The organism is Roseateles sp. (assembly GCF_049240545.1).
In the GTDB taxonomy this organism is placed as follows: Bacteria; Pseudomonadota; Gammaproteobacteria; order Burkholderiales; family Burkholderiaceae_C; genus Paucibacter_A.
Map to the genome: position 1 here is coordinate 98693 of NZ_JBMLSK010000107.1, position 20143 is coordinate 118835.

Annotated in this window: 21 protein-coding genes; 14 read left to right on the forward strand and 7 right to left on the reverse strand. The window is 62.4% G+C overall.

All coding sequences use genetic code 11. From position 1 onward, the window contains the following. The first annotated feature begins 33 nt into the window (after positions 1-33). Positions 34-1332 (forward strand): hypothetical protein, encoded by a 1299-nt coding sequence (locus tag ACOVRJ_RS07440; RefSeq protein WP_422043246.1) that lies wholly within the window; start codon positions 34-36, stop codon positions 1330-1332. Next, the gene (locus tag ACOVRJ_RS07445; RefSeq protein ID WP_422043247.1) at positions 1329-3014 is read left to right on the forward strand and encodes an SUMF1/EgtB/PvdO family nonheme iron enzyme; all 1686 of its coding nucleotides are present in this window, start codon (positions 1329-1331) and stop codon (positions 3012-3014) included. The genes ACOVRJ_RS07440 and ACOVRJ_RS07445 overlap by 4 nt, the downstream gene beginning before the upstream one ends. 174 nt (positions 3015-3188) lie before the next feature. Here the strand turns inward: ACOVRJ_RS07445 and ACOVRJ_RS07450 are convergent, their stop codons facing one another. Next, positions 3189-3983 carry a hypothetical protein gene (locus tag ACOVRJ_RS07450; protein ID WP_422043248.1) on the reverse strand — a complete coding sequence of 265 codons (795 nt, stop codon included), beginning with the start codon at positions 3981-3983 and terminating at the stop codon, positions 3189-3191. Between the two features lie 229 nt (positions 3984-4212). Here ACOVRJ_RS07450 and ACOVRJ_RS07455 point away from each other — a divergent pair, with 229 nt between their 5' ends. The 4 genes from ACOVRJ_RS07455 to gstA all read left to right on the forward strand — a co-directional run bounded on the left by ACOVRJ_RS07455 (position 4213) and on the right by gstA (position 6570). Continuing rightward, complete coding sequence (locus ACOVRJ_RS07455; RefSeq protein WP_422043249.1) at positions 4213-4836, forward strand: helix-turn-helix domain-containing protein; 624 nt, start codon at positions 4213-4215, stop codon at positions 4834-4836. A 15-nt stretch (positions 4837-4851) separates the two neighbouring features. Further along, positions 4852-5370 (forward strand): GNAT family N-acetyltransferase, encoded by a 519-nt coding sequence (locus ACOVRJ_RS07460; protein ID WP_422043299.1) that lies wholly within the window; start codon positions 4852-4854, stop codon positions 5368-5370. A gap of 179 nt (positions 5371-5549) precedes the next feature. Beyond that, complete coding sequence (locus ACOVRJ_RS07465; protein WP_422043250.1) at positions 5550-5882, forward strand: PspC domain-containing protein; 333 nt, start codon at positions 5550-5552, stop codon at positions 5880-5882. Positions 5883-5958: 76 nt separating this feature from the next. Continuing rightward, positions 5959-6570: a glutathione transferase GstA gene (gstA, locus tag ACOVRJ_RS07470; protein WP_422043251.1), complete on the forward strand. Its 612-nt coding sequence runs from the start codon at positions 5959-5961 to the stop codon at positions 6568-6570. A 22-nt stretch (positions 6571-6592) separates the two neighbouring features. On the opposite strand, the gene ACOVRJ_RS07475 is transcribed toward gstA, so the two are convergent. Together ACOVRJ_RS07475 and ACOVRJ_RS07480 are read right to left on the reverse strand one after the other, a co-directional pair. Further along, the gene (locus tag ACOVRJ_RS07475) at positions 6593-7060 is read right to left on the reverse strand and encodes a TerB family tellurite resistance protein (protein ID WP_422043252.1); all 468 of its coding nucleotides are present in this window, start codon (positions 7058-7060) and stop codon (positions 6593-6595) included. A gap of 10 nt (positions 7061-7070) precedes the next feature. Then, entirely contained in the window at positions 7071-7787 is a 717-nt protein-coding gene (locus ACOVRJ_RS07480) for a VC0807 family protein (protein WP_422043253.1), read from the reverse strand. A gap of 88 nt (positions 7788-7875) precedes the next feature. Here ACOVRJ_RS07480 and ACOVRJ_RS07485 point away from each other — a divergent pair, with 88 nt between their 5' ends. Next, positions 7876-8484 (forward strand): NUDIX hydrolase, encoded by a 609-nt coding sequence (locus tag ACOVRJ_RS07485; protein WP_422043254.1) that lies wholly within the window; start codon positions 7876-7878, stop codon positions 8482-8484. Between the two features lie 855 nt (positions 8485-9339). Beyond that, positions 9340-11274: a TonB-dependent receptor domain-containing protein gene (locus ACOVRJ_RS07490; RefSeq protein ID WP_422043255.1), complete on the forward strand. Its 1935-nt coding sequence runs from the start codon at positions 9340-9342 to the stop codon at positions 11272-11274. An 86-nt stretch (positions 11275-11360) separates the two neighbouring features. Here ACOVRJ_RS07490 and ACOVRJ_RS07495 read toward each other — a convergent pair whose 3' ends face one another. From ACOVRJ_RS07495 to ACOVRJ_RS07505, 3 genes are all read right to left on the reverse strand, one after another. Beyond that, the gene (locus ACOVRJ_RS07495) at positions 11361-12941 is read right to left on the reverse strand and encodes a thioredoxin family protein (RefSeq protein WP_422043256.1); all 1581 of its coding nucleotides are present in this window, start codon (positions 12939-12941) and stop codon (positions 11361-11363) included. Between the two features lie 215 nt (positions 12942-13156). Continuing rightward, on the reverse strand, positions 13157-13558 hold the full coding sequence (locus ACOVRJ_RS07500) for a hypothetical protein (RefSeq protein WP_422043257.1): 402 nt from the start codon (positions 13556-13558) through the stop codon (positions 13157-13159). Positions 13559-13742: 184 nt separating this feature from the next. Then, positions 13743-14486: an ankyrin repeat domain-containing protein gene (locus ACOVRJ_RS07505; protein ID WP_422043258.1), complete on the reverse strand. Its 744-nt coding sequence runs from the start codon at positions 14484-14486 to the stop codon at positions 13743-13745. A gap of 1064 nt (positions 14487-15550) precedes the next feature. Between ACOVRJ_RS07505 and ACOVRJ_RS07510 the strand changes: the two genes are divergently transcribed. The 6 genes from ACOVRJ_RS07510 (at position 15551) to ACOVRJ_RS07535 (ending at position 19352) form a co-directional block, all read left to right on the forward strand. Further along, complete coding sequence (locus tag ACOVRJ_RS07510; RefSeq protein ID WP_422043259.1) at positions 15551-16192, forward strand: alpha/beta family hydrolase; 642 nt, start codon at positions 15551-15553, stop codon at positions 16190-16192. A 207-nt stretch (positions 16193-16399) separates the two neighbouring features. Continuing rightward, on the forward strand, positions 16400-16909 hold the full coding sequence (locus ACOVRJ_RS07515; RefSeq protein ID WP_422043260.1) for a GNAT family N-acetyltransferase: 510 nt from the start codon (positions 16400-16402) through the stop codon (positions 16907-16909). 72 nt (positions 16910-16981) lie between these two features. Further along, positions 16982-17860: a tetratricopeptide repeat protein gene (locus ACOVRJ_RS07520; protein ID WP_422043261.1), complete on the forward strand. Its 879-nt coding sequence runs from the start codon at positions 16982-16984 to the stop codon at positions 17858-17860. A gap of 72 nt (positions 17861-17932) precedes the next feature. After that, positions 17933-18319, forward strand: a complete 387-nt coding sequence (locus ACOVRJ_RS07525) for a VOC family protein (protein WP_422043262.1) — start codon at positions 17933-17935, stop codon at positions 18317-18319. A gap of 68 nt (positions 18320-18387) precedes the next feature. Beyond that, a complete protein-coding gene (locus ACOVRJ_RS07530; protein ID WP_422043263.1) occupies positions 18388-18717 on the forward strand; it encodes a GFA family protein in 330 nt (109 codons plus the stop codon). Between the two features lie 59 nt (positions 18718-18776). Continuing rightward, on the forward strand, positions 18777-19352 hold the full coding sequence (locus ACOVRJ_RS07535; RefSeq protein ID WP_422043264.1) for a hypothetical protein: 576 nt from the start codon (positions 18777-18779) through the stop codon (positions 19350-19352). A gap of 6 nt (positions 19353-19358) precedes the next feature. Here the strand turns inward: ACOVRJ_RS07535 and fabI are convergent, their stop codons facing one another. After that, on the reverse strand, positions 19359-20141 hold the full coding sequence (gene fabI / locus ACOVRJ_RS07540) for an enoyl-ACP reductase FabI (RefSeq protein ID WP_422043300.1): 783 nt from the start codon (positions 20139-20141) through the stop codon (positions 19359-19361). Positions 20142-20143 lie beyond the last annotated feature (2 nt).

Below are 20143 nucleotides of genomic sequence, written 5' to 3' on the forward strand. Positions count from 1 at the left end.
GAAGCGTCTGAAAACCGCCCACCGGGAGCCTTGATGAATCAACTGTCCGCTTGCTCTTGCGCCACACCCTTAGGGCGGGGCTCTGTTAAGTTGCACAGGCGCCGCGTGCTGGGCTTCTTCACGGCGCTGGGCCTTGGATCTGCCGCGCAGGCGCAGAGCGACTCCCTCCTGCCCCCACAGAGCATTGGCCGCAGCGCACCGCCCTCCGGCCCCGGAGCCGCTGGTGCTGACCCGCTGGCCAAGATCTCTGCCGCCGATGGCCGCGCTGCCGCCACCGAGGCTGTGAATGCTCTGGACAGCTTGGCCGCCGCCGCCGACCGCATCGTGGGTGAAATCCCTGGTGTGCAGACTTCTCAGGCCGAGCTTGAGCGCAAAGTGCGCGAGCTTGAAAGCCAGCGCAATGCCATCATGGAGGAGTATCGAAACGGCCTTTTTTGTTCCGGTTGCGATCGCACCCGCTCTGACATCCTGTCCAAGGGCGAAACCTTCCCGCATCCAGGCCAGTCCATCGTGCGGCCTACCAGCGAGCAGATTGCGAATAAAGAGCGGTCGCTGCAAACCCCCATCGACCAGCAGCGCACCGTGCTCAACGGCCTGAACCAGCGCCTCGACACCCTGCGCAAAGAACGCGACGAAGCCATCGACCAAATCCAGTGGGGCGTCAACTACTGGGAGACCGGCTTCTCCTTCCACACCCAGGTGCTGAGCATGCGCCTGCAGCATGCGCAGGCCCAGTACCGCACCAAGCAAGCGGAGATCAAGCAAGTGCTCACCACCTTGGGCCAAGACCTCTTTCAGGCCCAGCAGCGCGCCCTGCTCGACCGCGCGCCCGCCCTGAAAGAACACATCGTCAAACTCCAGGCCGACCAAACGCACTGGGGCAAGACCTTGGCCCAGCTCGACAAGGACCACGCCCAGCAAGAGAGAAAGCTTCAGGCCGCCCTGCGCGAAGCGCGCGATCGCATCCCGCAGGACGCCAGCACCATCAACACTGCCCTGCAACGGCCCAACCTGGCCCGCGAGCTCACCTTGGTCGTGAGCGGCAGCGAGAAGAACCCCTTTGCCTCGCCCGACAACCTGGGCGTCAAGTTCCGCTTGGGCGACTACACCCCCAGCCGCCGTGCCCAGGTGCTGCCCGGTGTGCAGCGCATGGTCGATCGCTACCGCGCGCTCGACAGCCTGGCCATCGCCTCCGGCACCCAGGCCGTCCCCACCACCGGCACGGCGCCTGCACGCACCGTGCCCACTGGCTTGCTCAACCCACCGCCCCCGGCCGACAAGGCCGGGGCCAAGACAGTTCCCTCCCACCTCATTGACCTGCCGCCTCCATGAAGAACCTCACCCAAGCGCTCGCGGCTGCCGCCTGCAGCCTCCTGCTCGCCACCCACAGCGCACCAGCGCTGGCCCAAGCCGCCAACCAACAAGCGCTGTTGCTGGATCAAGTCAAAGCCCAGTTGCAGGAAGGCAAAACCCAAGAGGCCCTGCAAACCGCTCAGCAACTGCAAGCTAAAGCCCCGGCCGACTACCGCAGCCACTACTACCTGGCCCTGGCCCACATGGGCCTGCAGCGCTACCCCGAGGCCCAGGCTGCGGCCGAGCGCGCCTTGCAGCTTGCCCCCGCCAATGCCCGCGCCGCCGTGCAGGGCTTGCAGGCCGAAATTTCCAAACGCAGCCAAGGCGGCAACCTCATTGCTCAAGCCGAGCAGGCGTACAACGAAGGGCTTACTGCCAAAGCCGCGCGCCTGTTTGACCAAGCCTGGCAGGCCAGCCCCCAGCAGCCCGAACTGGGCATGCGCGCCGCCTTGCTCTACCTCGACCCTTTGAACCAAGTGCTGGACGCCGGCCGCGTGCTCTGGCAAGTGGCCCAAGCCCACCCTGGCCACCCCTTGGGCAAGACCGCGCAAGACCGCCTGACCCCGCTGCAAGGGCAGCTTGACGCCCAAGCCCGCCAATGGATTGAGCAAGCCCAAACCCAAGACCCCAGCACCGCCCAAGCCACCCTGGCGCGCGCCCAGGGCATTGCCCCCCGCATGCCCGAGCTGCTGCAAGCCCGCGCCCGCCTGGCAGCCCGTGGCAGCGACAGCGCTGCGCTGCAAGCCGCCATCAAAGACCTGGTGCGCGCCAAGCAAGCCCAGCCGCGAGCGCTCGGCATGCTGCCGGGCATGCAGCGCTGGCTGCAAGACCCCGCCTTTGCCCAGTTCATGGCCGACCTGCTGGGCGACACCCTGGCCGCCGATGTCACGCGCTGGGCCGACCCCGCTGAGATCGAGCGCGAACGCGAACGTGAACTCAACTATGCGGGTGACTTCGTTCGCCTGCCCGGCGGCAGCTTTATCATGGGCAGCCCGGCCAGCGAGCCCAGCCGCAGCAGGGAGGAAGGCCCCCAGCGCCAAGTGGCCATCAGCGCCTTCTGGATGGGCCGCACCGAAGTCACCCAAGGCCAGTGGCGCGCCGTGATGGGCAACAACCCCAGCGGCTTCAGCAGTTGCGGCGACACCTGCCCGGTGGAGAGGGTGAGCTGGGACGACATCCAGCAGTTCCTGCAAAAGCTCAACCAACTCACCGGCCAAAACTACCGCCTGCCCACCGAGGCCGAATGGGAATACGCCGCCCGCGCCGGCTGCACCACCCCCTTCAACTTGGGCGGGCAGTGCCGCAACAAGGTGGAGCCTAGCGAAGCCAACTTTGACGGCAATTTCACCTACAACGGCAGCAGCGAAGGGGTGTATCGGAAGAAGACTCTGCCCGTGGGGAGCTTTGCTGCCAATGGCTTTGGCCTGCACGACATGCATGGCAATGTGTGGGAGTGGGTGAAGGACTGCTATGCCGACTCCTACGCCGGGGCGCCCAGCGATGGCAGTGCGGTGAACCCCGGCGCTTGCTCCCGCCGGGTGCTCCGGGGCGGTTCGTGGGGCAGCGGCCCGCAGGGCTCGCGCGCTGCCGACCGCGGCAGGGTCACCCCCGGCGACCGGTTCGACAGAGGCGGGTTCCGCCTTGCCAGGACCGCGCCGTGAGGGGCGGGTATTCGCTTGCTGCCTGGCCGCTTTACCCCTTGGGGCGAGTACTGCGGCTCCAAGCTGGCGGGCGCCGACTTGCCCCGTGCGAAGGGCCCGGGGCGCCCAGCCCGGCGCGATCTGCAAGGCGGGCGGGCTTGACCCCCAAGCCGCGCGAAAGCGACTGGCTAGCCCTCAGCCCCTCACGCCTATGGCGGCCACCTGTTGGCGAATCAGCCGCTTGTTGGCCTCAGCCTCGGCCTGTTGCTTGGCCCGGAGCTTCTGTTTGAGCCAGCTGATGACGGTGCCTTCTTGGTCGAAGGGGGTCAGGGATTGCCCCTTTTGGCCATAGACGACGCAGTGGCCGCCACCGCTGTTGCCCACCGGGTTGCAATAGCAAACGGCCTGCTCGCGCGCGGAGGGGATCAGCCCGGCACGCAAGCCCGTGCACACGGCATCGATGTCATGGCCCGAGGCTGAAATCTTGAAATCGCCACCGGGTTCGCCTTTGCCCTCGTCAGGGCAAACGTAGCGGCCATCGCTGGTGGACTGGAATCCGTCCGTCAGGAAGGGCTTGGCTTGGCCCAAGCAGGAGGCGATGCGGACCGAGTCCGCCGGGGCGATGTAGAAGGTCTTCTGTTCGCCCGGCTTGAGAACCGTTTGGTGTGTGTAGAAGAGGTTCGGGAACTTGCGCTGCGTGTCGCCCTTGGCCGAGGCTTCCGCCAACAGGGTTTCGGCTTTGCTGGGCTTGCGCGTGTCGCGGTAGTAAATCGAGGCGACCTCGCTGCAGCGGTTCTCCACCGTGAGTTGGCCGCCGTGGTCGGGCAAGCGATGGATGCAGGAGCCGCCGTCCGGCGTTGGCAGTTGCTCTGAGGCCTGGGCTGGGACAAGGCCGGCCCAAAGCCCAAGGCCCAGGAGCACCAAGCGGTAGCTGGCATTGCGCAAGTGAATGCCGAGGGTGTGCGCGTTCGTGTGAGCGGCCAAACTCATGGGGCGGGTGTCCTTGTCTTGGAGGGTAAGGTGGCGTGCTGGCAGGCGGCACGACCATAAACGAATCGAGGCGCTAACGCTAGATGCCCGTCCCAGTGGGTGTTTTGGAAGATGTGCCGATGTGGGCTTTCTGGCGGACACCGTCAGCCCTGGAACTCCACTAAGCGCGGCTCTTCGAATTCTTGTGCGCCTTGCCATGCTGTCCATTTTTATGGATACTGATTCCATCATGCTGGAATCAACCGAAAACAATCCGATCAACCAACGCATCGCCACCCGGCTGCGCAAGCTGCGTGCCGAGCGTGGTTTGTCTTTGGAGGCCTTGGCCAGCTGTTGCGGTGTCAGCCGTTCCGCTCTGTCTTTGATCGAGCGGGCCGAGAGCAGCCCCACGGCGGTGGTCTTGAACAAACTGGCCGCTGGCTTGGGGGTGACCTTGTCTTCCTTGCTGGAAGACGAGGTTTTGGGGGCCGCTGACACTGCGAAGTCAGTGCCGGCTTCGCCCTTATCCCGCATTGAAGAACAGTTGGTGTGGCAGGACCCGCTCAGCGGCTATTTGCGGCGCAGTGTCTCGCCGGCCGGTGTGGGCTCGCCGATTCAGATCGTGGAGGTGCAGTTTCCAGCCTGTCAGCGGGTGGCGTTTGAGAACGCGCCCGGCGCGCTGGCCCAGCATCAGCAAATTTGGATGCTGGCCGGCGAGATGGAGTTTGGTATCGGTGAGGCCACCCATCGTCTGAAGGCGGGTGACTGCCTGGCCTTCACGCTGGACCGGCCGACTTTCTTTTACAACCCGGGCGAGCAAAGCGCCCGTTACGCCGTCGTCATCGTCGCAGAACCTAAGCAAGGGAAGAAGTAAGTGAACGCCAACGCCTTGAAACCACGGCGACTGGATGCTCAAGAGGGCCTCACAGAAGCCCAGATCGAGCAACTGGCTCAGGTGCTGCTGGACTGTGTGGCCGGCGGGGCTTCGGTTGGCTTTATGCAGCCCTTGGCCCCTGAAAAAGCCCGGGCCTTTTGGCGTCGTATTGCCGCCGATGTGTCAACGGGTGCTCGCGCCTTGCTGGTGGCCGAGGACGCGCAAGGCATTGTTGGCACGGTGCATTTGGTGCTGGATCAGCCGGACAACCAGCCGCATCGGGCCGATTTGTCCAAAATGCTGGTGCACCGCCGGGCGCGTCGCCAGGGCCTGGGCGCGGCCTTGATGGGCGCCGCCGAAGATCTGGCGCGCCAGTGCGGCAAGACGCTGTTGGTGCTGGACACCGCCACCGGCAGCGAGGCCGAGCGGCTTTACGCTCGCCTGGGTTGGACACCGGTGGGCGTTATCCCCGGCTACGCGCTCTGGCCCGAGGGCGGTGCATGCGGGACGACGCTGTTCTATCGGGCGCTCTAAAGTCCCAAGTTTGCGCGAGGGTTCGCGTCACCAAGGCCGCTCATTGCGGATTTGGCCCGCTTCAGCCTGCCGAAACTCCCGTCTGTCGACCGCGGCACCGGCTCCGAGCAAGTGAGGCGTTAAGCTTGCGCCCATGCTGGCTTGAGAGCCGGCGTCCACTTCATCCGAGGAGAAACACCGTGTCCGACAGCATCGAACTTGAAAAACTGGCTGAGCTCCACCGGCGCGGCGTCCTGAGTGACGAGGAGTTTGCGCGCGCCAAGGAGCGCGTCTTGAACGGCTCCACCAGGCCCCAAGCCGCCAAGAGCGATAGCCCGGCCATGGCCGCCATCAACGAACTGCGCCGCAGCCGCGACGACCGCTGGTTGGGCGGTGTTTGCGGTGGCATCTCGCGCATCACCGGCATTGACACCTGGATCTGGCGCCTCTTGTTCACCTTGCTGGTCTTGTGCGTGGGCACCGGCTTGTTCGTTTACATCCTCTTGTGGATTTTCGTACCCGAAGATCAATAAGTGCTCGGCGGGCGGGGCATTCAGATTAGGCGTAGGCTCTGTCCTTTGTTGTTTCAATCTGCAAGGATCTCAATCGATGAAGCTCTACTACAGCCCCGGCGCGTGCTCCCTGTCCCCCCACATCGCCCTGCGTGAAGCGGGCCTGGCTTTCGAGCTGGTGCTGGCCAGCACCAAGACCAAAAAGCTGAAAGACGGGACCGACTTCAACACCATCAATTCCAAGGGCTCGGTGCCGGTCTTGGAGTTGGACAACGGCGAGCGCCTGACCGAAGGCCCGGCCATCGTTCAGTACATCGCCGACCTCGCGCCGGCCTCGAACCTGGCCCCGGCCAACGGCACTTTTGCCCGCTACCGCCTGCAAGAGTGGCTGAACTTCATCACCTCCGAGCTGCACAAGGGCTTCTCGCCGCTGTTCAACCCGGCCACGACAGAAGAGTACAAGCCGCAAGTGCGCGCCAAGCTGGCCGAGCGTTTCGCCTGGGTCGATGCGCAGCTGGAAGGCAAGACCTATCTGCTGGGCGAACAGTTCACAGTGGCTGATGCCTACCTGTTCGTGGTGTCGAACTGGGGCCAGTACGTTGGCGTGGAAGTGGCCGGCTATCCGAATCTGGTGGCCTTCCGTGCCCGTGTGGCGGCTCGCCCGGCCGTGGTCGAGGCCATGACGGCCGAAGGCTTGTTGCGCGGCTGAGCGCCGCTGGCTTCCTCTTTCCTCAGTCGCTCAAGCCCGCCGAGGCTTGGGCCCTGAGCTTGGCGTGGATGTAGGCACCCTGAGGAATGTGCAGCAGATCGGACAAGCGCCACATCACGTGGCGCTCATGTTCGCTCAGGTGGCCGTCTGCATAGGCCACTTGCCACATGTACTCGACCATGCGCAGCTTTTGCGGCATGGCGAAACTCTCGTTGATCTTGCTGGTGAAGCTGAACCAGTCGCTGGCATTTTTGGCCTCGGTTTCGGCCAACTCGGTCAGCCGCTCGGCCTCCGACGCACTGAGCGTGAATTTGGCGCACAACGCGTTCAAGACCGCTTGCCGTTCGCCGGCATGAAAACTCGGGTCGGCCCGCATCACCTCGACCAACATCACCGCCGTGGCCAGCTGCAGCCGGTGCTCTTCCTCCGCTGGGCTGCCGGCCCCGCCCAGCAAGCTGTCGAACAACTGCTTCAAATGCTTGATCGGCACGGCATTGTCCTCACTGCGGATGCAGGCAGTCTTCCAGGCTCAGGCCGGTCATCTGCCGAATGCCGCGTGCCAGATAGAACAAGACCCCCATGGTCAGCAAGGTCGAGGGGATGGCAATCATCGGCCAGCTGAGCAGATTCATGCGGCCCAGCTCGGCATTGAACTGCTCGGTGCCGGCCGGGCTTTGCACAATCCACACCGCCAACACATAGTTCATCACGCTGGAAAACGCGAAGCTGCCCGCCAGCATCAAGGTGCCCAACCGTAAGCGCCGCTCGAAGGCCTCACTGGCGCCCCGCTCGGCCAGCGCCGCTTCGATGCGCGGCACATTCATGATGCTGGGGTTGAAGACCATCAAGCGCACCAGCGGCCGCTTGCTCAGCACCGACAGCAGCACGGCGAGGGCAATGACGCCCGGCACGGCCGCTTCCTTGATGGCCAGCCAGCGGGTGTCCAGGGCCAAGAGTGCGATGCCGCCGGTCAACAGGGTGCTGACCAGGCCCAAGGCCGCCATCCAGCTGAAGCGCTTTTCGCGCAGCGCGGTGTAGATCGCCCAGCCGATGGGAAAGGCCAAGGCCAGCAACAGCGCCCCCACGGTGCCGAGTCGCTCGGGCTTGCTGAGCAGCATCAGCACCAGCGAGGGTGCGAGCACCGCAATCATCAGCTCATTGAGAGTCTGGTTGGGCTTGGCCGCTTGGGCGGGAGGGGAATGGGGAAGATCGCTCATGGCGCGATTGTCGCAAAGGCCAGCGCTTCTCGCAGGTCACCGAGGCCCTCATCTAGAGGGCAGGCCAGCAGTTGGGACAATGCTCGCCATGCTCATACCCTCACTTCGTTCGCAAGCGCAGCAGGTTCTGAATGCCTATCTGCAGCAGCGCTTTCCCCAGGAGGCGGCACGGCTGCAAGCCCTGGCCCAGCAACTCGCCGAAGATGCGCAAGACCCGTTTTGCCGCAGCAATCTGCGCGGCCACGTCACCACCAGCGCGGTGGTGCTGGACCCGGCGGCGCAGCAGATGCTGTTGATTCATCACAAGACCCTCGACCGCTGGCTGCAGCCCGGTGGTCACTTCGAGGCCAATGATGCCGCCGACCCTTTGCTGGCCTCGGCCCTGCGCGAGGCCCACGAGGAAACCGGTGTCAGCCAACTGCTGCCGCACCCCGAATGGCGCGACCCGGCCACGGGCCTGGCCCTGCCTTTTGACATCGACAGCCACGCGATCCCGGCCAACCCGCGCAAACAAGAAGGCCCGCACTGGCATCACGACTATGCCTATCTCTTGTTGGCAGATAGTGTGCAGGGCTTGAGCCCGCAGATCTCCGAGGTTCATGCGGCGGCCTGGGTGCCTCTGTCCGAGCTGGCGCTGCTGCCCGATCAGCGCATGCGGGTGCTGGGGGAGAAGCTGTTGCGCTTGGGGTTCGCGTAGGACGCGAACGGTTTTTTGCCTTGCCCAGCCAGGCTGATCCAGGGTTTGGCGAATGGAGCGAAGCTGCTGGGGTCGGTCAATTTGCCGTCAGACGTAGGCGGCAGTGATGTGCCCTGAGCGGAAGTTCATTCCTGATTGCTCTAGCGGCACGATGCCGGGTGTTCGGCCCGGCGGCCGACTCACTTTTCTTGCTTCGCCAAGAAAGGTAAGCAAAAGAAGGCGACCCGGACGCCTGGCCCCTGCGGGGTCCGTTGCGGTGCTCGCAATTCAGGGCCCGTGCCCAACTCACTTCGCTACGCTGCGTTCAAACAAGGGGCACGAAGTCAGATATTGAGGGCGCTGCGCAGCTGCCCTGAATTGCTGCGCTCCTCACCCAGTCATACGGGATGAAGAGCTACGGCTCGCTGCGCATCGCCTTAAGGGGTGCGCGCTGCACCCAGTTCGAGGCGATGCGCACCAAGCCGTGTTCTTTGGCGTTCCCCTTCTGCGGGGGCGGCATCTTTGCCTTCTTTCTTGGACGCCCAAGAAAACGAAGTTTCGGCGCAGCCAAAGAAGGTCGCCCGCCGGGGCGAACTCCCGGCATCGTGCCAGAAGACCCAAAGTCACGAGAGATTGCCCCTGCCGAGGCCCGCTCTGGGCACTTCGCTGCCACTGAAGACCTGAGAACTGCCCATTGCCAGAGGCCGAACAATCCGTTCGCAAGGCCAATGGACCGGCTTGCAGTTGACTTGGCCCCTGAGGCCTCGTCACTGCACCTGACTTTCGTTCGGGTCACGCAGATCGCCTAGACTGCGCGGCTTTGCGTGATTGGCGCCTTGACCGCAGGGCGGCCATCCCAAGAGCGGCCCCGTATTCATGAAGCTTCGATTTCCAGCACCGGCTCTGCCGACCTTTCTTGCCCTGAGCTTGGCCACTTTGGGCTCGGCCCAGGCCAATGACGCCGCCGTGCAAGCCGCCAACGACGCTTTTGGCACCAGCATCGGCCGCGAGACCATTGGCCTTTACACCAGCAGCAGCGTGCGTGGTTTCTCGCCCACCGCAGCCGGCAATGTGCGGGTGGAAGGCTTGTACTTCGACCAGGTCTGGGGCATCAGCGCGCGGCTGCGCGAGTCCAGCCGGGTGCGTGTCGGCTTGTCGGCGCAGGGCTTTGCCTTCCCCGCGCCCACCGGCATCGTCGACTACAGCTTGCGCCGCCCGCATGAAGACGGGCGCAGCAGCGGCCAGCTGATGCTGACCGCCGACAGCTGGGGCGCGCAGTTTCTGGACCTGGACTTCAACCAAAGCCTGGCCGAGGGCAAGGCCGCCTTGACCGGCGGCATGTCCCTTGGCCTGCCCGAGTACCCGAATGGCACCAAGGGCCAGTACGGCACCGGCAGCTTGGCCTTCTGGTGGCGGCCACAGGCCGGCACCGAGGCGATGGTCTTCGTCTCGGCCATCGACACCCCGTTTGACCGCACCGGCCCGCAGGTCTCCAGCGCCGGCGCCGAGCTGCCGCCGCTGGGCGAGCAGCGCAAGTTCAAAGGGCCCGACTGGGCCAGCTACCGCGGCACCGGCCGCAACTACGGCGGCCTGCTGCGCCATGCTTTTGATGCGCAATGGCAGTTGCGCGCCGGGCTCTTCCACTCCGAGTTCGATGACCGGGCCGGCTTCAGCAATCTGCTCTTGAACATGAGGCCGGACGGCACGGCGCAGCGCCTCATCATTGCCGACGCGCCCAGCAAGATCGCGTCCGACAGCGGCGAGCTGCGCCTGAGCTGGGCCTTCAGCCCGGCACCTTGGGCGCAGCGCCTGCATCTGCAACTGGCCGGCCGCGCACGCGATCGGCGCTTGGGCGATTCGCAGACCTTTGACTACGGCCGCATGAGCCAGACCGAAGTCTTCCAGCCGCCCGAGCCGGTGTTCAACTTCTCCGCCAAGCAAAGCGTGGACGAGGTGCGCCAGTCTTGGCTGGGTCTGGCCTATGAGCTGCGCTGGGCGCAGCAGTTGGAGCTGAACGCCGGCCTGCAGAAAACTCATTACCGCAAGCGCGTCAGCCGCCCCGAGCAGGCGATGGCCGAAACCTCCGACGCACCGCTGCTCTACAACCTCAGCGCCGCCTGGCACTGGAGCCCGACGCTGGCCTTCTACGCCGGCCTGACCCACGGCCTGGAAGAAAGCGGCGTGGCCCCCGGCAATGCCAGCAACCGCAACCAAGCCATGCCCGCCATCAAGACCTCGCAGCACGATGCCGGCTTGCGTTGGCAGCTGCACCCCAAGATGAAACTGGTGGCCGGGGTCTTTGAGGTCAGCAAACCCTATTACAACCTCGACGCCAAGCAGCTCTTCACCGAGCTGGGCGAGGTGCGGCATCGCGGTGTTGAGATCTCGCTGAACGGCCAACCAGCGCCCGAGTGGCAGCTGGTGGGCGGCGCGGTGCTGATGCAGCCGCGAGTGCTGGGCGAGGGCGTGCGCCTAGGCCGTGTCGGCGCCCGGCCGGTGGGCCAGCCGGAGCGGGTCTTCAAGCTCAACGCCGTCTGGCGCCCGGCGGCCCTGGGCGGCTTGAGCCTGGATGCCGGCTTGAACCACACCGGCGCCATGCCCGCTACCCGCGACAACCGCGTCGAACTGCCGGCCGGCACTGAGCTGGACTTGGGCCTGCGCTGGCCCTTCCAGTTAGGTGCTCAGCCCTCGGCCCTGCGCCTGCTGCTCAGCAATGCGCTGAATCGCCGCAGCTACGAGCTGCGCGGCAGCGGCAGCTATGCCGAGCGGCCGGGTCGCCTGCTGGCGCTGACGGTCGATACCCGCTGGTAGGCTCGGGCGGGCTTCGGGCAGAAAGAAAAAAGGGCCGCTGTTGAGCGGCCCTTGGGCTGAAATCGACGCGAGCTTCAGGCCAGGCCTCAGACCTTCTTGGCCGGCGCCTTCAACAAGCCTTCGCAGGTGGCGCGCTGCTTGTCGGCGGTGTCCACCTTGCTGCAGATGCCGTCCAGCTGGGTCTTCAGGCGGGCGATGGAGGCGTCATGCTTGCCATCGGCATTCCACTTCAGCAGCGTGCCGCCCACGCGTTGCAGCGAGCGGGCGCTGCGCTCGTAGAAGCTGCCCTTGTCTTGCGCGGCTTCGTTGAACAGCTGCGCGGCGGTCTTCTCGATGCGGGCGGCGTCTTGCGGCGCCAGCTCGGTCAGCGCGGCCACATAACCCGAACCCCATTGCAAGCGCGTGGCCGGGCCCTGGCTCTTCTCGAAGCTTTCTGCATACCAACGCAGCGCTTCTTCCTTGCGGCCTTGCTTCTTGGCGTTGCCGCCCAGCTGGCTCATCAGGTAGTAGGGCGAATGGCTCTTGCTCAGGCTGCTCTTGAGCAAGTCGTCGCTGTCTTTCCACAGACCTGCCTGGCCCAGCCAATGGGCGGCCGAGCTGATGACGGCCTGGCGCTCGTAGCCATCGGTGATCTCGCGGTCGGCCTTGGCGGCGGCATCCTTGACGTCTTTGACCAGGGCCGCGTTCAGCTTCGGTTGCAGCTCGGTCTTGGGCGTGTCCAAGCGAGCCAGACCGATGCGCGCACCGAGGGCGCCCAGCCGGTCCGCACGCGACAAGCTGCTGTCGGCCTCCAGGCGCTTGAGCGCCACCTCAAACTCGCCCAGCAGCTTGGTTCGCGCTGCGCCGGCTTCAGGCGTTAGCGTTTTCACGATGTCGGCGGCGCCGTTGGTCAGCACATCCATCTGCGCACGCGACTCGGCCGGGCTGGTCAGCACGCTGCGCACCAACTCGGCCAGCTTGGCGTCGGGCTTCAGGCCCTTGCCTTCATTGCTGGCGCTCAAGGCCTTGAGCCAGAGCCGGGTGGTTGTTTCGCCGTCCACACCTTGCGAGGCGGCGGCCAATTGCGCCAACAGGGCCGGCAATTCAGCGGCCGGCACCAGCTGCGACTCGCCGGTTTCCCAGGAGTAGAAGCCCAACAAGCGCCATTCATTGGCGCTCAGCTTCTTGCCTGCCTTGGCGTCGGCCAAAACATCGCCCACCGGGCGGCCACCGGCCAGGCCCAGCTGCAGCACCTTGATGACCTGCGGCGCATCGATCTCGCCCGGCAGGCGGGTGATCTCGCGGCCATCGGCGCTGAACAAAATCATCGTCGGGTAGCCGCGCACCTTGAAGCGGGTGCCGAGCTTTTGCGCGCCGGGCGAATCGCCGTCGATATGCACCGGCACGATGGCCTGGGTCTGCTCGATGAAGTCCTGGCGGTTGAACAGCGTGGCCTTCAACTGATTGCAAGGCGGGCACCACTTGGCGCCCCAGTACAGCAGCACCGGCTTCTTCTCGGCCTTGGCCTGGGCAAAAGCTTTTTCGATATCCGCATCGGCGCTGGCCGCCTGCCAAGCCACGCTGGCCGTGGCGCTGGCCGCAAAAGCCGCATGCGGCAGGCCCACAGAAAGAGCGGCAGCCAGGCTCAGGGAGGCAATGGCGAAAGCAGTGCGGTTCGGTTTCTTCATGGTGAGCATCGTTCCGGTCACGGTTCAGCCCGGGTGAGGCTGAAGTTCAAAAAATGGCGGTGCCGCATTGTGCGGCCAAGTTGGCGGTGGCGATATACGGAAGATAACTGAGCTTATGACTTGGGCTCGGGGTCTTTGACTCGGTGCGAACTGACCGGGCGAGGCCGTGGGGAGTGCGCATTTAGGAGCATTAAAGAGTTGCCCCCTAATCCACTTTATGGTTTGCGGAAGTAAGCTTGGAATTGACTTGTATTTCGTATGTTTCTGCAAATCAAACCGGCATCGCCTTTGAAATAGTAAGTATCCTCGCCAACTGTGTTGTCCTCTCTTTCAGTCCATCCCATATCTAAAATCAGTGAATTCGCTTCGCCGCAGAAATTTGTGCCCGGTTGTACTCTCAAATCTACCAGTGCAATCAATATAGTTTTCCCGGTAAAAACCAGGGGTTCACAGGTGACCAATCTACTTATTCCAGAACAAACTTCAGCAACAATCGCCGAGAGTTTCTGTTTGTTTGTTGCTGAAAACTCCCTTTGCCTTTCTTCGGCCCCACATCCGATCAACCATGTAAGCGTTGCAAACAACAATAAAAATAGGGCTATTGTTCTATTTTTCATTTGTGTCACTTAAAAGAGGTAATGAATGCTCGATTCATCTCGAGGGGGAGAGTTCGATGTATTAAATTTAAAACAAGGCTCTACTTAGTCGGAGCTACAAAACTCCTGTGACCTGCATGAATACTTGCAATTTGGGGTGAATGCAAATGGTCATTGGGGTTGACCGGGTTTTGTAGTGCTGATTTTATTTGACTGTACCTTCTTTTTCTTCAATAAACGATATTGCTTTTTCTCGCCATTCAGCCTGGTCAAGATCCTTCTTTAATAATGGATAAATAGTAATGTATTTTTTTAACGGTATGCCATTTTTGGTTTTTGCTGTGTAATCTGCGCCAAGCTCCAGGAGTCGGTAAACTATTTCAAACCTGCTTAGCCTTGCCGCATCAATAATTGCGGCTTCTCCTCTTTTATTGATGGCGTTTATTGATGCACCGGACTTAATCAGTAAAGACAGCTTTTTTGTTACTTCGGCCTTGTTTGTGGATAGCATAATCAAATGAAGTGGAGTGGCTCCATCGCTTGTTCTAGCTATACTTGGATCACCCCCATCCGCCAAAAGAATACTCAACATAGACGAGTTCTCTACAAGGTAAGAGGCGACGTGAACCACTGTATTGCCGTTATCGTTGAATAAATTTGGATCCGCTCCAAATTGCAGGAGAGTCTTTGCACCCTGCAAATTACTCACATAGACTGCGGAAAAAATAGGAGTTAAACCGTTTATTCCTCGCTCATTAATATTTATGCCCTTGGCTAGTAAGCTTTCTATCCGCTGAACATCGCCTTTAGCTGCAGATTCCGCCAAGTCTTGAATATTTTTGTCAACGAATATTTCATTTGGCCGTAATTCCCTCCAAGGTGTATCCGCTTTACTTTGAACCGCAAACGTCAAAAAGAGAAAAGAAAATACGATACCTAAAGCATTCATAAAATCAAAATCCTTCTGCGCCGAGCGCTTTATACACCCCACTCATCTCATGAGGTCCAAATGGTGGGAGGGCAATGTGGGCGCCCACTATTCGAGGTAGCGCAAAGAAAATGTTTTGCAAGAAATTCAGCTCATCCGTTCTGATGCAGCACGATCGTGTATTTGCTGAACTTGCTCTTCGCGAATAACCTGAAGTCAATCCAGCGGCGTTGAATGTAACGGCTGCACTTCCCAGAGCAAGGCCGGGTTCATGTCTTTAATAACCTTGAAGAACGAAAGATCTGATCCGGAATTGGAGCGTACTCTAGAACCCCCTATCCTGCGCTTAGTCATCGAATGTACGACTTTTTGTACCCCTTTTTCTACTGAAAAGCTTATCCTTCAATAGTCTTAAAAATCCTATCAGTCCCATAATATTTGTAATCGCCACAAGGCATAGCCCAATAGCAAATGCCTCTCCATTTGTAAGATTTAGCCAAGGTGCGATTGATCGATGGAGCATTACCAATAGCAGTAGTCCGCATATTATTAAGTAATAATCGACTCCGCCCTTGATGGTCTTTGTGTGGCTCATAAGACAGGCAGGCTTTGGTTGCGATAGTATTGAGCTTTTCATGTTATTTTATTGAGCTGAGTTTTGGTCAGTCACTGCCTAGAAAGAAACTGCAGCATATCCCGCTCCAGAAAACTTCGCACTTTAACGATAGTCGAGCCTTTTTCAAAGACTGGGGTCATGTATTTAGTATCAATCCCAACGTTTGAAGAGGGCTCGGGTAGCGATTTAACATTTAAGACCTGACCTCGACTCGTTCGCCAAGAGACAGTAACCCTATGGTCATCAACTCGGGGGGCAAGGTGCCTAAAGTCTCGAGTTCAAGCGCTGAGCTTCCCATCGACATACGCTAGCAACTCCGCAGCTTCATATGCATCCCCAAACCGTGCTTTCATGTGTTGCCTTGCTGCTTTTTTCATCAGGCGGCGCGCTGGCTCAAACCACGGTCGTACACCGCTCGGACGGCACGCAGATTTCAGCCAGGGTGGATGTCCCTGCGGGCACTGCGAAGGTGCCTGCTCTTGTTCTGGCGCCGGGTCAGGGTTACCACATGAGCTTGCCGGCCATGGAGGCAACGGCCCGAGCGCTCACCGAGCGTGGTGTCGCGGTGTTCCGCTTCAACTGGACCTACTTCACCGCGGAACCCAAAGGCCAACCCTCGGCAGATTTGGCGCTTGAACTGCAAGACCTGCTGGCCGTGCTTGCGGCCGCACGGGCACATCCGCGCGTGGACCCGCAGAACATCACGGTCGGCGGTAAGTCGCTGGGCTATGTCGTGGCGTGGCGCGCTTTTGTGGCTGATCAGAAACTGCGAAGCGCCTTGCTGCTGACGCCCATCTGTAGCCGTGTGCCCAAGGGTGAAACCACGCCAAGGCCGGAAGGCCCTGAAAACTATCCAGGCCTGGCGTCTGAGCGTCGTACGTCCTTGTGGATCGCGGGCGACGCGGACCCTTTGTGTGATCCGGCCGCTCTCTATGCCTTTGCGGCTAGCGGGCAAAAGGCACTGCGCGTGGCCATTGTGGGCGGCGACCACAGCTTCGAGAACCGCGCACTGGCCGCTGGCGAAGCAGACGAGTTTCGCGCTGGCAATTTGCGTGCGGTATCGGCGCTCGCCGCTGGTTTCGTCGACCCGGTCAGCCGTCCTCGGCCCTAGCTCTTGGCGGCCTACCTAGCCGCCTAGCAAAGCCATTACAGGCCGGAGTCAGGAGTTCAAGTCGCTGGCCTTGGGCAGGGCGGGGTGGCGTCGGGGACAATAGGGCCTCCGCGTAGGCCGGAGTGGCTGCTGCAGCAGCGCCGTCGGTCTGACTGAGTTTGTTGTTTTTGCTTGCTTGTTGTGCCCCTGTCCCATCTGATCCGCCCCATGCAGCCCGCCGATCTGGCCGAAGTGCTGCGTATCCAAGCCGCTTGCTTTACCGAACTGGTGCCCGAGTCTGAGGCCTCGCTGGCGGCCAAGCTGCGTGCCGCGCCAGCGCACTGCTGGGTGGCAACGGCGAGCGCCGAGCCGGCCAGCCCTTTGGCGGCCTATCTTTTCGCCCTGCCTTGGCAGGCCGAATCCCCGCCGCTGCTGGATGCGCCGGACTGCAGCCTGCCCGCGCAACCCGACTGCCTGTATCTGCACGACCTTTCGGTTGATCCGCAGGCCCGGGGCCGTGGGCTCGCGCAGGCCTTGGTGCAACGATTCTTGGAGCGCTTGGAAGCCAGCGGCCTGAACCGCGCCTGCCTGATCGCGGTGCAGAACTCCTCCGACTTTTGGGGGCGCTGGGGATTCCAGCCCTCGCCGCTGGCGGCCTCACTGTCGGACAAGCTGAGCAGCTATGGTCCTGATGTGGCCTATCTGGAGCGTCGAGCGCCAGTGCCCCAGGCCGTCTGAGACCGCAGTTAGCCCACATCCACCCAAGACGATGTCTTGCCCACAGAGGGGGCCAGGCCTTAAATTGCGGCCATGCGCCACCTGATCCTCGCCACGCTGCTGACCGGCCTTGCGGCCCCGCAGGCCCAAGCCATCGACCTCGCCCCCATGTGGGACTTCTCTCGGCCCGAGCTCAGCGAGCAGCGCTTCCGCGCGGCACTTGAGACCGCCACCGGTGACGATGCCTTCATTCTGCGCACCCAGATCGCCAGAACCTATGGCTTGAGAAGAGACTTTGATGGGGCGCGCAAGCTCTTGCGCGACTTGGAGCCGGGCTTGGCCTCGGTCGGCCCCGAAGCCCAGGTTCGCTTTCATCTGGAGTTGGGGCGGAGCTTTGCCTCGGCGGCGCATCCGGCTGCGCTGCTGACGGCAGAGGCCAAAGCGCTGGCCCGTCAGGAGATTCAGCGCGCGCTGGACCTGGCGCGCGCGGCCCAGTTGGATGGCCTGGCGATTGATGCGATTCATATGTTCGCCTTCATCGACACCGCGCCCGCCGATCAGCTGAAGTGGGGCGAGGCGGCCTTGGCCTTGGTCGAGTCTTCCACTCAGCCGCAGGCCCAGCGTTGGGAGGCTTCAATCCGAAACAATGTGGGCTTTGCCCTGCACCAGCTGGGCCGCTATGAGGAGGCCTTGGTCCAGTTTCAGAAGGCGCTGGCGATTCGAGAGCGCGGCACGAACGCCGAGGCAACGCATGCTGCGCGCTGGATGGTGGCTCGGACGCTGCGCTACCTGGGCCGCGATGATGAAGCGCTGCAGATGCAGCTGGCCCTCGAGAAGGCCGCCGACGCGGCGGGCAAGCCCGACCGCTATGTGTTCGAGGAACTGGAGGCGCTGTACCGCAAGGCGGGCAATGCCGCCAAAGCCGAGCACTATGCAAAGCGCAGCAAAGCCGCCGAACTCAATCCCCAGTGACCCCAGGGGACAGAGCAGGGCATTGAACCTATAGTCGGCTTGGTGTCAAACCCCTGAGCCGAGGTCTCTCCGATGAAGCGCGTCACAGGTATTGGTGGAATCTTCTTCAAGGCCAAAGATCCCAAGGCCATGCACGCTTGGTACAAGCGCCATCTGGGCATTGATGTGCAGGACTGGGGCGGCGCGGCCTTCACTTGGACCGATGCGGAGGGCAAGCCGAGCGCCGGGACGACCATCTGGTCTGTGGGCCCAGCCGACGGCGATCAGTTCGCGCCGAGCAGCGCGCCCTTCATGATCAATTACCGGGTTGCCGACGTGGTGGCATTGATGGCCGTGCTGAAAGAAGAGGGCTGCAATGTGCTCGACAAGTTCGATGACGGCGAGTACGGCAAGTTCGCCTGGGTGATGGACCCGGAAGGCAACCGAGTCGAGTTGTGGGAACCACCCCCCGGTCAATAAGGGAAGCCGCAGCCACCATGTCTACTTCACCAAACCCCTCACTTCAGGGCTCTTGCCACTGCGGCGCCGTGCGCCTGACCTTGCCGTCAAAGCCCGACACGAGCTTGCGCTGCAACTGCTCCATCTGCCGCAGGCTGGGCGCGCAATGGGCTTACTTTGAGTTCGGCAGCGTGCGCGTCGAGGGGCACCCGGCGCACACAGTGGACTACATCCAGGGCGATAAAACGCTGCGCACAATTCGCTGCAAGACCTGCGGCGTGGTCACGCATTGGGAGCCGCTGGATGGGAAATCCGGGGCCAGACACGGCGTCAACCTGAACAACTTTGATCCCGAGTGGGTGCAGACGGTGCCGGTGCGCCGTTTTGATGGTGCGGACAGTTGGACGTTTCTCGACTGAATGCTTGATTGATCGCGCCCCTGCGTCTTCAAGATCAATCCCCCAAGCTCAACAGATTCATGCCCAACAAGGTCGCCGAGTTCCTCCGCTTCAGTGCAAGCGACCCGCTGGCGCTGCAGCGTGACATTGCCGAGCAGCGGATCAAGCTGGCGGCGGCGCTGCAGGCGGGTGACTCTTTGGCCATCGTGGATGCTGTGGCTGATCTGGGCAGCATGCTCACCACCGCGCGCTTGGAGCCTGAAGCCGTGGATTTGCTTGAACAGCACTCGGTACTCGCAGAGCGCCATGCGGGTGATGAGCCGGCGGGCTGGTTCTGGAGCGCCTATGCCACCGCACTGCAATACAGCGGTCGCCGCGATCAGGCCGAAGCCTTCTTCATCCAAGCGATTGAATTGGCGGGTCAGAACGGCTGGCGTCGGCTGGAGGCGCTGGCTTCGCATCACTGGGGCCGCAGCCTCGCGGAGCAGGGCCGACTGGCCGAGGCGCGGGCGTGTTTTTCAAGCGCGCTGGTGATCCGTGAAGAACGCAAGGATGAGCCCGGCCAAGCGTCCTCGTGCCGGGCCTTGCTGGAGCTATCGGTGCTGGAGGCTCGGAAGGCGGGTGCGGCAGCGGATTCCGTTGAGACCAGCCGCTGAAGCCTTTCAGCCCATGATGTTCGCCCCGCCGTCCACATAGACGGTGTTGCCCGACAGATGGCGCGCATAGGGCGTGGCCATATAGGCGCAGGTGTAGCCCACGTCCATGATGTCGACCAACTCGCCCAGCGGGGCGCGGGCTTCGGTCTCGTGCAGCAGGACGTCGAAGTCCTTCAAGCCGGAGGCGGCGCGGGTTTTCAGCGGGCCGGGCGAGATGGCGTGCACCCGGATGCCTTGGTGGCCCAGCTCATAGGCCAGGTAGCGGCAGCTGGCTTCCAGTGCGGCTTTCACCGGGCCCATCACGTTGTAATTGGGCACCACCTTGTTGGCGCCGTAATAGCTCATGGCGAACATGGAGCCGCCTTGCTTCATCAGCGGCACGGCCAGTTGGGCCATGCGGACGAAGGAGTGGCAGGACACGTCCATCGCCTTGCCAAAGCCTTCGGCCGAGCAGTTCAAGAGCCCGCCTTGCAGATCGTCCTTGGGGGCGAAGGCGATCGAGTGGACCAGGATGTCCAACTCGCCCCAGCGTTGCTCGATCTCGGTGAACACGGCCTCCAGCTGCCCCGCCTGCGTCACATCCAGCGGCAGGAACAGCGGCGCTTCGAGGCGGCCGGCCAGCGGCTCCACATGCGGCTTGGCCTTGTCGTTCAAATAGGTGACGGCCACTTCGGCGCCCAGTTCCCGGAAGGCCTTGGCGCAGCCCCAGGCAATCGAGGCTTCGTTGGCAATGCCTACCACCAGGGCCTTCTTGCCGGCCAGAGGTTGGTTGACGGCTTTGTCGATCATGT

Coding starts and splice junctions, on each gene's coding strand:
- ACOVRJ_RS07440 (WP_422043246.1), top strand. CDS start 34: ATGAATCAACTGTCCGCTTGCTCTTGCGCCACACCCTTAGGGCGGGGC.
- ACOVRJ_RS07445 (WP_422043247.1), top strand. CDS start 1,329: ATGAAGAACCTCACCCAAGCGCTCGCGGCTGCCGCCTGCAGCCTCCTG.
- ACOVRJ_RS07450 (WP_422043248.1), bottom strand. CDS start 3,983: ATGAGTTTGGCCGCTCACACGAACGCGCACACCCTCGGCATTCACTTG.
- ACOVRJ_RS07455 (WP_422043249.1), top strand. CDS start 4,213: ATGCTGGAATCAACCGAAAACAATCCGATCAACCAACGCATCGCCACC.
- gstA (WP_422043251.1), top strand. CDS start 5,959: ATGAAGCTCTACTACAGCCCCGGCGCGTGCTCCCTGTCCCCCCACATC.
- ACOVRJ_RS07480 (WP_422043253.1), bottom strand. CDS start 7,787: ATGAGCGATCTTCCCCATTCCCCTCCCGCCCAAGCGGCCAAGCCCAAC.
- ACOVRJ_RS07485 (WP_422043254.1), top strand. CDS start 7,876: ATGCTCATACCCTCACTTCGTTCGCAAGCGCAGCAGGTTCTGAATGCC.
- ACOVRJ_RS07490 (WP_422043255.1), top strand. CDS start 9,340: ATGAAGCTTCGATTTCCAGCACCGGCTCTGCCGACCTTTCTTGCCCTG.
- ACOVRJ_RS07495 (WP_422043256.1), bottom strand. CDS start 12,941: ATGAAGAAACCGAACCGCACTGCTTTCGCCATTGCCTCCCTGAGCCTG.
- ACOVRJ_RS07500 (WP_422043257.1), bottom strand. CDS start 13,558: ATGAAAAATAGAACAATAGCCCTATTTTTATTGTTGTTTGCAACGCTT.
- ACOVRJ_RS07505 (WP_422043258.1), bottom strand. CDS start 14,486: ATGAATGCTTTAGGTATCGTATTTTCTTTTCTCTTTTTGACGTTTGCG.
- ACOVRJ_RS07515 (WP_422043260.1), top strand. CDS start 16,400: ATGCAGCCCGCCGATCTGGCCGAAGTGCTGCGTATCCAAGCCGCTTGC.
- ACOVRJ_RS07520 (WP_422043261.1), top strand. CDS start 16,982: ATGCGCCACCTGATCCTCGCCACGCTGCTGACCGGCCTTGCGGCCCCG.
- ACOVRJ_RS07525 (WP_422043262.1), top strand. CDS start 17,933: ATGAAGCGCGTCACAGGTATTGGTGGAATCTTCTTCAAGGCCAAAGAT.
- ACOVRJ_RS07535 (WP_422043264.1), top strand. CDS start 18,777: ATGCCCAACAAGGTCGCCGAGTTCCTCCGCTTCAGTGCAAGCGACCCG.
- fabI (WP_422043300.1), bottom strand. CDS start 20,141: ATGATCGACAAAGCCGTCAACCAACCTCTGGCCGGCAAGAAGGCCCTG.